11 protein-coding genes are annotated in these 13,426 nt (G+C 53.4%); 6 read left to right on the plus strand and 5 right to left on the minus strand.

Annotation, left to right across the window (positions count from 1 at the left end):
• Positions 1 to 189: 189 nt before the first annotated feature.
• Entirely contained in the window at positions 190 to 1,596 is a 1,407-nt protein-coding gene (locus AC3ITY_RS03440; RefSeq protein WP_489307629.1) for a DUF2252 domain-containing protein, read from the minus strand.
• A gap of 142 nt (positions 1,597 to 1,738) precedes the next feature.
• Here AC3ITY_RS03440 and AC3ITY_RS03445 point away from each other — a divergent pair, with 142 nt between their 5' ends.
• Complete coding sequence (locus tag AC3ITY_RS03445; RefSeq protein WP_489307631.1) at positions 1,739 to 2,647, plus strand: YeeE/YedE thiosulfate transporter family protein; 909 nt, start codon at positions 1,739 to 1,741, stop codon at positions 2,645 to 2,647.
• A 54-nt stretch (positions 2,648 to 2,701) separates the two neighbouring features.
• Here the strand turns inward: AC3ITY_RS03445 and AC3ITY_RS03450 are convergent, their stop codons facing one another.
• The 3 genes from AC3ITY_RS03450 to AC3ITY_RS03460 all read right to left on the minus strand — a co-directional run bounded on the left by AC3ITY_RS03450 (position 2,702) and on the right by AC3ITY_RS03460 (position 3,950).
• Positions 2,702 to 2,950 carry a hypothetical protein gene (locus AC3ITY_RS03450; protein WP_056728170.1) on the minus strand — a complete coding sequence of 83 codons (249 nt, stop codon included), beginning with the start codon at positions 2,948 to 2,950 and terminating at the stop codon, positions 2,702 to 2,704.
• A 1-nt stretch (position 2,951) separates the two neighbouring features.
• Entirely contained in the window at positions 2,952 to 3,314 is a 363-nt protein-coding gene (locus AC3ITY_RS03455) for a DUF6124 family protein (protein ID WP_223533425.1), read from the minus strand.
• A gap of 174 nt (positions 3,315 to 3,488) precedes the next feature.
• Entirely contained in the window at positions 3,489 to 3,950 is a 462-nt protein-coding gene (locus AC3ITY_RS03460; RefSeq protein WP_223454223.1) for an isochorismatase family protein, read from the minus strand.
• Positions 3,951 to 4,243: 293 nt separating this feature from the next.
• On the opposite strand from AC3ITY_RS03460, the gene AC3ITY_RS03465 reads away from it, so the two are divergent.
• The 4 genes from AC3ITY_RS03465 (at position 4,244) to AC3ITY_RS03480 (ending at position 7,317) form a co-directional block, all read left to right on the plus strand.
• Positions 4,244 to 4,507 carry a hypothetical protein gene (locus AC3ITY_RS03465; protein WP_489307634.1) on the plus strand — a complete coding sequence of 88 codons (264 nt, stop codon included), beginning with the start codon at positions 4,244 to 4,246 and terminating at the stop codon, positions 4,505 to 4,507.
• Positions 4,508 to 5,031: 524 nt separating this feature from the next.
• Complete coding sequence (locus AC3ITY_RS03470) at positions 5,032 to 5,577, plus strand: restriction endonuclease (protein ID WP_489307635.1); 546 nt, start codon at positions 5,032 to 5,034, stop codon at positions 5,575 to 5,577.
• Between the two features lie 144 nt (positions 5,578 to 5,721).
• Positions 5,722 to 6,318 carry a hypothetical protein gene (locus AC3ITY_RS03475; RefSeq protein WP_489307637.1) on the plus strand — a complete coding sequence of 199 codons (597 nt, stop codon included), beginning with the start codon at positions 5,722 to 5,724 and terminating at the stop codon, positions 6,316 to 6,318.
• A gap of 69 nt (positions 6,319 to 6,387) precedes the next feature.
• Complete coding sequence (locus AC3ITY_RS03480; RefSeq protein WP_489307639.1) at positions 6,388 to 7,317, plus strand: hypothetical protein; 930 nt, start codon at positions 6,388 to 6,390, stop codon at positions 7,315 to 7,317.
• A gap of 432 nt (positions 7,318 to 7,749) precedes the next feature.
• Here the strand turns inward: AC3ITY_RS03480 and AC3ITY_RS03485 are convergent, their stop codons facing one another.
• Positions 7,750 to 8,439 (minus strand): hypothetical protein, encoded by a 690-nt coding sequence (locus AC3ITY_RS03485; RefSeq protein WP_489307641.1) that lies wholly within the window; start codon positions 8,437 to 8,439, stop codon positions 7,750 to 7,752.
• Positions 8,440 to 8,925: 486 nt separating this feature from the next.
• On the opposite strand from AC3ITY_RS03485, the gene eruA reads away from it, so the two are divergent.
• Positions 8,926 to 12,972 carry an NACHT domain-containing antiphage protein EruA gene (gene eruA, locus AC3ITY_RS03490; protein ID WP_489307643.1) on the plus strand — a complete coding sequence of 1,349 codons (4,047 nt, stop codon included), beginning with the start codon at positions 8,926 to 8,928 and terminating at the stop codon, positions 12,970 to 12,972.
• The last annotated feature ends 454 nt before the right edge of the window (positions 12,973 to 13,426 follow it).

Consider the following 13,426-nt stretch of genomic DNA (forward strand, 5'->3'; position numbering starts at 1 on the left):
TGGAGGGTGACGGCCGGCTAAAACCAGCGGTGGCCGTCAGGCAAATCAACAGGCGAAAAAAAGCCCGCGGGAGAGCGGGCAAACCGTAGTTTCTTGAATGAGCGAGCGAAATGTACAGGCTGGCGCGGGGTAGTGGGGTGAAGAAAAATTCATCTCGCACAAAGCCCCGTACCAGAGCTTGCAACACCGCTACGGCAAATGATCCGCGGCAAAGTCGGCTTCCGACCGGGCACGCAAGCGGCCCTTGCGGCAGGCTTGCTGGAACCGCTCGAAATCACGCTCGTTGTGCTTGGTATAGCCCTGGGCGTATTTATAGAGCGCGTCGGCCAGTGCGTCGCTCTTGCCGATGTAGCCGCTGATCACCGCCGCGTGCCCGGAAGACTTGGCATGGGCGCGAGCCAGGGCCCGGCCGCAGAGCCGGCCATAGGCGGCGAATGCGTCGCCATCGAAGGTCTCGAGCTCGGCGGAGATTTTCATATCGCGCAATTGCCGCACATAGAAATGTCGCCCGCTGGGGCCGGTGGTCCAGCCGAGGAACAAGTCGCTGGCCGATTGCATCAACCGCTGGCCGTCGACCACTCGCTGCCCCTCATGCCGCACCCGCGACCTGGTCTTCACGTAGCCGGCGAGTACCGAGCGTCGTGCTTCCTTGAATTGCAGGAACAGCGGGAACTCCTGATCGTCGGTCAGCAGCGCCACCAGGCAACGGGTACCGACACTGCCCACGCCCACCACTTTGAACGCCATGTCCTGAACGTGAAAACGCGACACCAGATCACGGCGGTCCGCTTGCAGGGTGCCGCGATAGTCGCGCATGAAGGTGTCGTAGAGCGGACGCCAGTCCGAGAGGCGCAACCAGTCATCATCGGCGTCCAGCAAGGTGGTGTTTTTGTGCAGGTGGAAAATTTCCGGCAGGTCATCGCGAATGATCAGACGGCCATGGGCGTCGCGTTCGCTGATTTTCGGCAGCAGTTCGGCGTGGGTGCGCCGTTCGGCTTTGGCGATGGCGCGTTCCACATGCTCCAGCGTACTTTTGTTGGCCTGCTCGAGCAGGTCGTCATAGCTGATGGATTCGTACCAGGTTTCCAGCGAGCTCTGTTCGGCGCACTCCTGCATGGTCTTTTGATAGGCGCTTACCACGTCGTGGCAGATGGTTTCCTCAACTGATTCCCCATGACGCAAGTCGCGGGCGGCCACCAGGAAGCTCGCGACCAGGCGTTTCAAGTCCCACTCCCACGGCCCGGGATGGGCTTCATCGAAGTCGTTGACGCTGAACAGCAGGTTGCGTTCAGGCGTTGCGAACCCCCCGAAATTCATCAGGTGGCTATCACCGCAAATCGGCGATACCAGCCCCATGTTCGAGGTGCCCGCCAAATCGTGGGCCTGCAGCAGCGCATTGCCGCGATAGAAGGTGAAAGGTGACACCAGCATGCGTCCGTAGCGCAACTCCACCAGCGATTTGACGCGTCCTTCACTCGACGCCTTGATCAGCGGTATGGGGTCGCGGTCGACATTGCCCAAGGCTGCTTGCGAACTGCGGGAACACTTCTTGCGCGCATCCTTGCCTTGCTTCAAACGGTCGGTGAGGGTGGTCATGGGGGCCTATTCGACAGGGGTTGTAGGGCGATTGCGAAATGAGTGTAGAAGGGCTTTGCGGGTTCATCCGAAGTGTTTGCCCAGCGACTAATCTGTCTGTCAGGCATCGACTCGCTGCCATCACCCGGAAACAAGGAGGCCCGTGTTTTCATTGCCGGTTTCACTGCTGCTGGCGTTCCTCATTGGCTGGGTGTCCCAGCGCATGGGCATGTGCCTGGTCAATGCCATGGGGCTGCTGCTCAAACGCCGGCCGACCCTGTTCGTGTCGCTGGTCAGTTGCGGTCTGTTCGGTCTCTTGCTCGCACCGCTCTACGCCTTGTCTGGCGTCAGTCAGCCGCTGTTCATCCCTGAAGTTGGCTATCTGTCACTGGTCGGTGGCGGGTTGTTGTTCGGCCTCGCCTCGGTACTCAACGACGGATGCAGTGTCGGCACCCTCACCAAGCTCGCCAGCGGCAACCTCAACAAGGCCTTCACCATCCTCGGCTGGGTGCTGGGCATCGTGCTGTGGCATCACTTGAACATGCTGACCGAACACCGGGCGCTGCAAATGCCGATGATCACCAGCCGTCATTACTGGCTGGTCATTGGCATCGTGCTGCTGATTTTGCTGTTCCTGATGCGGATTCACGGCGACAGACACCTGGTGCTGTCGAGCCTGCTCCTGGGGGCGTTGACCAGTGCCCTCTACACCTTCGAACCGCTGTGGACGCCCAGCGTGTTCTTCTACGATCTCTCGCAAAGGTTCTGGGGCCCGGGCGACACATCATTGACCACCCAACGTGTGGCGGTGTTCGCCATGCTGATGCTGGGCATGCTCTGTTACACCTTGCATCGCCGCACGTTCAACTATCAGCGGTTGGCAGCGATGACAGCGGGCAGGCATTTGCTCGCAGGCGTGTTGATGGGGACCGGTGCATCGATGATGCTCGGTGGGAATGACTCGCAGATTTTGTTGGTGTTTCCGACGTTGACCTGGGTGGGGACGGTGCCGTTGGTGTCGATTGTGTTGGGGATATTGGTGGGGGTTGGGATTAAGCGGCTGCGTGCTTGATGATCGCGGCTCTGGAGTTGGACGACCTCAATGAGACCGTCCATTTTTCAAGGATCAAACCTGCATCCGCAACCGCCGCCCAACCACATCCAGCAAATCGCAACCATCGCGCAGGGACGTGACCAGCACCCGCGCCAGTTCGCTGTAAACACCCTCGTCAGCCGCGAAGCTCTCCAGCAATTGCGTCGCGGTTCGAATGCGATAGGCGGCTGTTTCGTGCAGCACATCCAGTGGTGCTTCGGTGTCTATCAGCAGCGACGCGATGGTGCAGTCGATGCCGGTCATCGGCATGTATCGATCCATCTCAAGCCTCCACTTCGTCGAGTGGCGCAATGTTGTCCAGTGCCCGGTTCACCAGCAATTGCGCCAGCACGGCCAACTGCTGGATCGCCAGGGCGATGTTGCGACGCGAACTCTCAAGCTCGCAAGCAAGGTCAGTGCTCATGACGTTGAGTGAGGCGAGGGTTTCACTGGCGTGGGTGAGCAGGGACGGTGTGTCGATGTTGGGGCGGAGGGTGAATACGTGGCTGATGGGATCGAGGTGATTGGGGTTGCGGAGGCGGGCGCTGATGGTGGGTTCGGTGGTTTTGGAGAGGTTGGATAAGTTGGGTGTTTCGGTAGTTGTATCGGGTGAAGAGTCTTGCGGGGTGGGGCTGTGTCTTTTCATGATGGAGATCCTGGTCTGTTTATAGGAGCTGCCCCGGTTTTCAGCCTGTCAAAGCCGGTCGCTGATGTGCAGCGACCCCTGAAGGCTATCGTCGAGAAGTTGCATCCGCCAGTTCATGAAAGGCGACGCGTTTTGCGGGAAATGTCCTAGGACGCGGTGAAGTCGTTGCACCGATCACAGGTCACTCGATCTCACCGTGTGCTTGAAATGATGCTCCCAAAGCCTGACCCCCAACCCGCCCGTCCGGTCCAGCGAAGACCCCACCGTCAAATCCGTGATCAACGTCGGCTGCAAACCCGCATCAAACAGCGCAAACCCCGCCGCCAGGCAACAGGTCTCGGTCTGCAGGCCGCACACCAGCACGCGTTCGACGTTGAGGCTTTTCAGGTAGTCGATGGTTTCCGGTGTGGGCGCATAGCCGTGCTTGATAAAGATGCGGTCGGCCGGGATCAGGCTGTCATCGTCCGGCGCGGGGTGCCAGCCGAGCTGTTTTTCGAAGGGGGTTATGGATTCGTCATGGCGCTCGACCGTGGCAACACTGGGCAGGGTGCCGATGAGCGCCTGGATACCGTCGATCAGCCACTGCGGCGGGGCGAAGCCGGGTTGTACGTCGATGATCAGGAGGGCTTGGCGCATGGGCTTTTCCGAGGAAATGGCAGTGATAGGGGTGACCGTGGATGCAAAATATTCTGGAGGGGCTCGCTGGCCTCTTTGGGGGCAGGCCGCTGCAAAGCTTAGTCGTGACCGATGCCCATATTGCAACCATGCACATAACAGCCTAGCGCGACGGCCTATGTGACCCTATCGTCAGAATTCACGTACCACAAAGTGCTTTTGTGAGTTGTGAGCGTACGATGTAACTCACGTTTTCGCTGAATTCCTGGGGGCGCGAACGAAGCGACTGAGCGATATGGCATTGGAGAAAAATCATGATTCGCAAGCACTACTTGAAAGCCCTGGCGATGCTGCTCATCGCCGCTGGCGTGCAGTGGGTGACGCTACCCGCTTACGCGACCGAGCAGGGTCAACAACGGCGTGAAGCTCGCGATACCAGGCAGGAAGGGCGCTCCACTGCCCGGCAAACCAAGGATGATTGTAGAAAAGGCAATGACAAGAGCAACGTAGAGTGTCGCCAGGACAAGCGCAGCACCAAGCAGGATACCCGCCGCACAGCCCGGGACATCAAGTACTGATCGTTAGCGTGAGTCCTGTTTGCGCCTGCCAACAGATCAATTATTCCACGTGCCGGTCGAGGTAGGAGGTTTCGAGCGCCTTGAAGGCTTTTGATATAGATGGGGCTGGTGTTTGGTCGGCAGAGCGCCGGAGAGAGGATGTTGCTGAAATGTCGCTGAAACCTGTCTGAGTCCACAACAGCCGTCACATATGAAGCTCCAGATACAACGAAGCCCGCACTGGGCGGGCTTCGTTGGTGTCTCAATTGGTGGGCCGGGGTAATTTGAATCGGTTCGGTAATTTATTGATTTATAACATTAAAAACTATTTTAATTTTTTGTTGGAATACCAATTGGAATACTGCACTCCACTTGACCAGCCGTTTGCATTCGATCTGACCAGCACGCTTCGTATCCATGATTGGCAGTGAACTGCCCATAGCTGCCGGTGGCGACAGGCAGAGATCGGCCAGAAGCAGCCTCTGGCTGACGCATGGGGAAAGCGCTAACCTTCCTATCCCTGCAAACCGCTGGAGCGGATGTCAATGGACGACAGATACCCTCAATTGACGCTTACCCCTATCGAGTTTGAGCTTCATGTGCGCTCCATGCTCAATGCGATGGGTCATTCGCTTCTCGAATATAGGTCGGAGCATCGGGAGGTAATCCAAGGAGTCGATGGCGAATACGAAATTGACGTATCCGCTCGATTCGAGTTCCTAGGGATGGAATTCTTGGTTCTCGTAGAGTGCAAACACTACAAGTACTCAGTGAAGCGGGAGACACTTCAAGCGCTTTACGACAAGATGCGTTCCGTGGGGGCTCAGAAATGTGCCGTGTTCACTACGTCCGGTTATCAGTCCGGCGCTCTGAAGTACGCCGAAGTGCATAAAATTGCAACGGTGAAGGTCGTGGATGGTCGGAGCATGTACTTCACCAAATCGATGGGCACTGAACTGATTGAGCCGCCACCGTGGACAAATCTTTCGCCTGTTTCGGGCTGGCTAATTGAGGGCAATCATAGGTCAGTTGTATCTGAGGATCATGGTGAGTTTCTTGAACGGTTTCTATTTACGGGGTTGCCCACGTAGAGAAGAACTTTACACACTCAGCAAACTTGCTAGCGAAATACTTGGAAAAAGTACAATCACATCAAATTCGCTCCCTGCGGGCGCCGGACACTCGTGCTTCGCGCCGTTTATGTGAAGCGCTAGGTACGTAAGGAGTGCCAAATTATGAGCCGCCGAAGAACACCTATTACCAAAGAGTTGCCTAAGGCCTTCGCGAACGATAAGTACCACAAGGCCTGCGCGGAGCCCTTTCCGTGGCTTATTAAGGCAAGGGAGATGCGGCGAGCCGCCAATCTCGTCTGGGATCAGTTCTCCTCTGAACTAACGGCACTCGCATCAGGTGGAGATGACAGTGGTGAACCGTTCACCGGTAGTGTTGCGATGATGCTCTATGCGTTCGCCCTAGAAAACCTACTCAAGGCAGGCCTTGCGGCTAAGGGAGCAGCAATCAGTCCTGGCGGCAACTTCGCTCTTAAGTCACATAAACTCGAAGACCTTGCGGATGATCTCACTCTTGAGCCAGACGAAAGAGAACTCATGGAGAGGCTCGAGCACTTTCTTGAATGGGCCGGGCGTTATCCTATTCCACTTCATCCCGAGGCACTCTATCCTCGTACCATGCTTGATGGAAGTAAGGCAGCCATGCATGGTCTTTCGAGTGGCGATCGAGCGCGAGTTGACGCTTTACTCACCAAAGTCCATGCAACTCTACTAACAGAAGAGGAAGCGCTGGTTCGGTATGTGCGATCGATCGGCGCCTAACGCCTTCATCGAGCGGACAGTCATAACTTCTCCTACATGCGTCTCACGCTCAAATCGTAAGTAGGGCCTATGAAACGACACTCGGAACACTCGCCAATTCTTGAAGTCTACGCGTCCGGCTTTGCAACGCAGGTTGGCACAACGTCGGCCTTCACTACTGTCGATAGCTCACCGTATGCCGGCATCAAGGCAAGGGCATTGTCCCTTGTTGAGGTAATCAAGTCCCACGGGCTGAACCCGAGGAAGAGTCCATCATTGCAGCAACTTATTGATATGACGGTTGAAATGTCGGACTCGTGGGATAGTGGCTCCAAAGAGGATATAACCTTCGCTCAGTTGTTAGCTGCAGCTCAAGTCGAACGAATTTCCACCGCAGTGCTGTCGGCAGCGCAATGTGAAGCACCGAGTAACACCTTGCGAGGTCTGTTGACGGGAAGCCTCGACCTCCTTGGTCGCGAACGATCGAAGGCGAAAGATACGCTCTGGGAACTTGAACTACTCCGGATCCTTGTAGGCCACAAGATCGACGCAAGACTGGACGAGCCTGATCTCTCAGTTCGCTTCTCCGGTGCACCCGTGGGGTTTGCCTGCAAAAAGATCTACTCCGAGGGCAACGTTTCAAAGGTTCTCTCAAACGCCGTGGCGCAGATCGAACGGGAGGGTGAATTCGGCATCATTGCCCTTAATCTCGATGACCTGCTGCCTGAGAATACGATCTTAAAAGCGCCCACGCTGGCGGTCATGTCGTCAATACTCGAGGAAAGAAACAATACCTTTCTTCAGGCCCATGAGCGCCACCTACGAAAATACCTGACTCCGGGACGCGCAATATCCGCTCTGGTTTCCTGTGCCGTTATCGCAGATGTGGAGAACGCGGAGAATAGATTCATAAACGCGAGGCAAACCACTCTGTGGCAAATCCCAGGGATACCGGACGCGAAGGCTAAGCAAATGAATCAATTCCTTGCTGCCATGAGTGCCCAGTATGTAACGGCGTAGGCTTAACACTTCCATCGAGCGAACGTTCAAAAGGCCGCTTTTTGCCTTTTGGCCCGCCATCTTCTGCAATTGACCGCAATGGGTCGACTGCTGTCCCTAGCCAGAGGCACAAATTGCCCAGTAGGAGACTATCAAGCGGTCGGTGCAGCCGGCGCATGCAGCTCGTTGGCAGCGGCATCCATGCTGCGAACCCAAGCTTGTAGCCTCGGCCATCGTGCAAGAACCGAAAGCAGGACACCCGCCGACTGACGCAATTGAACGTCGAGCGGATAGTGCCAGCCAGAGGCGGACATTAGTGCCCTCTGAATTAGGCCGCGCCGCGAATTGGATTGTGGCTGCTACGAACCAAAAATAACCGCCAGGTAAGGCCAGCTTAAACCATGGCTGAACTGCGGCGCAGCGAAGGGTCTGGACCTCGACTTGAAATGCCAGTTAGGTCTTTGGATCAAACATTTTGAAGAGACGCTCATCGTCACCACTCCAGTGAGCCTTACACTTGCATTGCGCTTTGCACCTCCTACGCTCAATGGGAACATCGATGTTGGCATCTTGCATCGCAAGCCTAAGAGCTCCAACTGCCATGCTATAGATGTTGACGTTCTCATCGGTTTTCATCTTTGGATCATCAAGGATGATTTTCTTCAGGTGCCGTCCGAATGGAAATGATCCGCCACAGTGCCGCAATACGATCATCTGATCGAACCTTCCCCTGACGAAATCGCTATTTAATTCTTTTTTATCCTGGAACCATCTTTCTTCGTCCGACTTCCTTGCCCACTTTGTCGGATTCTCTTTGGTTACCCAGATTCGGCCTGTCTTGTTTCGATCAATGAGTGCGAGATCGAAGACAAATAGAACAGGACCATAGGCGTTAGCACGACTTGCTCTCGCATGAATATCTACGGAGTCAAGAAAGACATCAAACCAGATGCTGTATCGCTTATCTGCATCGTCAGAGGACTGCGCAGTCTGCGTCAATCCCATACGCTCCACGGTGCCGCGAGACATCAAAGCTTTGCTTCTTAGGAACTGGCAAGCGGTCGCGATACTATTAGCATGATGTAGCTCGTCTACGCCTTTCCCTGAAAGCGCCTCAAAAACATGCTGAGACGGGATATCCATTGAGATCTACCTTCCTGATAGCTTGATCCTAGGATCCGGTCATACTACTTATCCAAAGCTCACCGCGTGCGGCGCTATCCCTTGATTCAGCTCGATCTTAGAACTGGAGGACCTGACTAGCAAGCTGACGTATAGCCGAAGCTAGCTGCTGGGCCGCATCCGAGAGGCTTGGACAAGTCCGACTTGGGTCGGCTGCAGCCCTTCGAGACGGGCAGAAATCGGCCAAAAGCGTTAATTCAGACGTGTCTACTAAATTGGGGGCGATTCAGAGTGTAAGCGCAACCAGCACCACAAACCTATGGTCAGGCAGATTACTCTTGCTGAGATTGGCACCGTACCGAAAAAACCGAGCGCCAGAACCTTTGCAAAGCCCAATGTGAGATTGAAATGGCGTACTATCATCAGCAGGAACAGTCAGTGAAACGACCTGGCTGAAATAACATAGCACCGAAAATAAGGTGCAGTTTAAAACACAGAATTTAACCTATGAATTCAACTTTCTACCTTCCGCGCATACTCTCCAGCAAAGACAGTATTTATACTGAAGAAGCATTGCTAGCAGCTTCAAATTACGTTGTTGTTTTAGCAGAACCCGGAGGCGGAAAAACTGAACTTATGGGAAGCCTAGCCCGACAGCTGGGAACCTCCACCGTTACCGCAAACAAGTTCAAACACTTGGGGGCCGATGCAGAGAATTACCCACTCGTGATCGATGCGTTTGATGAGTTGGCCAAACTCGATCAAACGGGTATTCACAGCCTTCTTGCTAACGCCAGAAAAGCAAAGCCAACACACGTCATCATTTCGAGCCGATCCAGCGAGTGGGGCACAGTTGCCACAAACGCATTCGAAGACTATCTAGGATGCTCACCGTTGGTGGTTAGGCTTTGCGAGTTTGAAGAGGGAGAACAGCAGGAAATTTTTCATCATCATGTTCGGGGTGAGGAATTTTCAAAGTTCCAAGCGGAAGTAGCTCGATTCGGCTTAGGAGCATTACTCCCTAACCCCCAATTTCTGAAGATGTTTGCAGATGCCTATATGGAAAGCGGCAGACACTTCACAGATAAACGAAGTATATTTTCACAAGCGGTCGAACGGCTGGCGAAGGAAGCTAACGTCAATGTAGTGCAGACGCTATCCAGCACACAAAGGGTTGCTCTGTCTTCGGAAGTATTCGCCAAGCTTTTGCTGTCCGGAGCAGAAGGCATAGGGACGAGCGAGGCAACCGCAGATCGGATCTATCCACTGCTGGCATCACTCTTTGACAAACACACAGCAGCTGAAGGCATCCTGGCAACTCGACTTTTTAAACCTGGAGACAGTGCGGATCAACATCGGCCTGTTCACAAGATCGTTGCTGAATACTGTGCGGCGGACTACCTTGCCAAGCGGATCGCTGATCCGGTTGATCCTCTGACATTACATAAATGCCTACCTATCATCGCTCCGAACAACGTAGTTCGAGATGAACTCCGGGGATTACTGGGTTGGCTCGCGGCGCTAGGCAACAGATCCATTCAAGAGACTGCTATTGAACTTGATCCCTACGCGGTGCTTGCGAATGGTGATCCCTCTCAACTTGAACACTCCTCAAAGCGCCTACTTATACAAGGCCTGAAAGCTGTCGAAACGAAGGATCCCTATTTCCGGCGAGGAGATGCTTGGCGCCGGTTCAGTGCTTCAGGTTTCTTCACCCAAGAGGTCATGACAGAGATTAAACCCCTTCTAGCGAGCGGCAGTGATGGGCATTTGCGTGATCTAATTCTTGAGTTGTTGACGGGGTCACCAGCGATTGCGCATCTGACACAAGAGTTGCGTCAACTCGTGTTGAATCCAGACGAAAGCGAACACACTCGCTTGTTGGCCAGCAAATGTCTGATCGACCTGCCGGGCCATGACCATCACACCGATTTAGCAGTCCTGGTCTCTGAAGCCAGTCATACCTCTCTGAAAATTGCGGTAACCATCCTAACAGCTATCGGCGCCGAAGCATTTGGTTTAGCCTACCTCGCTGGCTTTTTTCGAGTCTGCTCAAACCTTTACCCGAGTCATCGAGAACCTTACAAATCCACAATCGGTACGCGTTATTTCATAAGGCGCTTCGTTGGCGGACTTGGTTTGATACCAATCGAGTGGCTACTTGATGACTTAACTAAAGACCTTGTTTGCACATGCAAAAAAAAATATTACGAATGTGATTGTAGAATTGGGATCAGCAAGATTGTAGGCATGATGCTGGATCGATACGTTGAATTGGCAACACCTCCTTTTGACCCGAAAAGGGTTTGGCATTGGATCGAAAATCTGATTTTTCATGAGCAAAAATCAGCAGATCAGAGCAAGGCCGTTAAAGTGCTTCAAGATGACGATGGCTTGCGGCAAGGAATAATGGCTCATGCATTTGGAAACCTCACCAGCAGCGACGATATTTTCGAAACTAGAATACAGAAATTTGATTTTCACTCTCACTCCGGACTTCGTTTTCAATCCAGCGATTACTACTTTATAGTTGATCTGGCATTTGAAATTGATAACCCAGCACTGTGGGCGAGTTACATCGCAATGCATCACTTTCATCAAAGTCAAGCACAGCGAGGCCCAAATAGATTGCGACGGCACATGCGTGAACAGGCATTGGAGAAATCTCCTTTGATGCGCGAGTGGGCAAAATTCAATAGAGCGGCCGCGCAATCTGCACAAGCCCAACAAAAAAGCATGTTTGTCCACAGGCGGAGGATGAATCGCCGCCGCCGAGAACAAAACGACATCAATAAGTTAAACATCCAGTATTTACGGGACAATCGAGAGCTTGTTCAAAGTGGTCGGCATTGGCCTTGTCTTACGCGCTTTGCTGATTTGGTTCTTACCGACCCAGATAAAATTGAGTATGAGTTCGGTGATGAAGCGCTTGTTCGAAAGGCTCTCAGAAACTGCCTAGATTTCATTGCTCCCGATGTCCCTAATCTGCTCAGGCTTGCGGAATTACAGTGTGCATCGCAGGGCGCATACACTGAACCTGTTCTTTTTGCAGCTTGCTTGGAAATCATGCGCAGCGACGGAAACTTGGAAAATGTCGATCTGCCGTTACTGAATGCACTGCGAACTAATATCGACATGGGCTACAGTGCCGTGTCCGACGAAGAACGCCATGCGCTGAAAGATGAAGTCAACCGATTGATTTTCGCAGCCGCGGGAAGTGCCGAAACCTTTCTCCGGCAGTACGTCGAGCCCCAACTCGCACAAAAGGGTTGCCAACATCCCGATATTTGGTTGTTACGCGGTGATGAGGCTTTCAGCCACCTACGGGCGGCAATCTCAATAGAATGGCTTAACCGATTTCCTGATTTGGCGCTCGGATCGCTTGATACACTTTTTGAAATTGCGGCCGAGTTCGGTGATCGCGATGCCCTGCAAAAAATCATCGCAGAGCGTTGCTCAACTTTCATGTCCGCGTGGCCCAGCCCGACAGGCGATGAAGACCTCGAAAAAAGGCGCGCTTTTTGGTTCGTGCGAGCATTTTATTTTTTAGAGGACACACCTGAAACATACTGGAATTGGCTCAAAGCCGACAAGGACACTATATTTTTGCTTAATGACCGCTCTGGGCGATTCAACCATGGTGAACACTCCCATTGGCCCAAGCTTACATTAAGAAAAGTGCAGGCTGTTCTAGAGGCCTTTATTGACAAATGGCCGAAGGTTGACCTACCGAGCCATTGGGGTACGGGAAGCCCCAGCGAAGAAAATGCATACCGATTTTTGACGGAAGTCGTTTGGTTAATAGATTTAGATGACTCCGATGACGCCGTCCGTGTCCTTGATCGCCTTCTTGCTGATCCAAAGTTCACAGACATGTACAACGATCTGAAAAGCATACGTGCCGGCAAAATCGCTCAGAAAGCGCTGAGGGATTTCGAACCACCGACGCCAAAGGAAATCGTCGATCGCCTGGATCGCGACATGGTGGTGAATGTTGAGGGCTTGCGCCAACTCGTCCTCCAAGAACTTCAAGATTTTCAGAAAGCAATAAATGGTGGTGAATTTAACTCCGCGGATCGATTTTACGACAATGGTAAGCACTTGAACGAAGTACGAGCTACCGAGATCATTGCTGAACGTCTCAACCTAATACTCGAACCGCAGGGCATCGCGATTACGCCGGAGCACCAGTTGAAGAGTGCTAACCGCAGCGATTTCACGGCGACCAAATTGATTGGCGGTAAAAGACGGCTACTTGTGACAGAGGTAAAAGGTCAGTGGCATAGAGAGCTATACACTGCCGCGGCGGCGCAATTATATGCGCGCTACTCCATCCACCCAGACGCTGAACACCAAGGCATTTATCTTGTGATCTGGTTTGGCCGAGATGTGAACGTCGCAGGAATTAAAAACCGAAATATCAACTCCGCTCAGGAGCTGAAAAGCAGCATCGAGAAAACGATGCCGCCAGAGCTAGCTGGACTAATTGATGTGTTCGTTCTGGACGTTTCTAAGCCCTTAAATACAGCAATGAAAGATCGAACCGAAGGCTGAACGCAGCTGGCCTAGAAGACACCAAACACCGCACTCTGAATGCGCCTAGTTTCGAAGACAGGCGGGACGGACTATCTATATTGGGTCGATTTCTGCCTGTCACGAGGGGCAAAAAACGACCCAAAGCTGCCGGTGGGAACCTTCAGAAACTGGCCAAGAGCCGTGAGCGCAGCCTCATAAGATTGTATTTGAACCGCATAGACAATTGGCGCTTGGCTGATCCGGTGCAAGGAAACAGCCCACTACATGTCAGAGTGCACAAATGATGTCCTCTGTAGCTGCGCATGATTGTCCAGCATCTGGCGGAGCGCCGAGAGAAGACGCTGGTTTGGGCTGATTAGGTTGTGGCTGCTGACTCAATAGGCGGGATCGGCTAGGATAGTAAAAAAGAGCGACAGATCAGATGAATGCTCTGCGAATGGGGCTCATTAGCCTCGACTGCTATGGATGAGGA

This window comes from Pseudomonas sp. GL_091 (genome assembly GCF_057837725.1).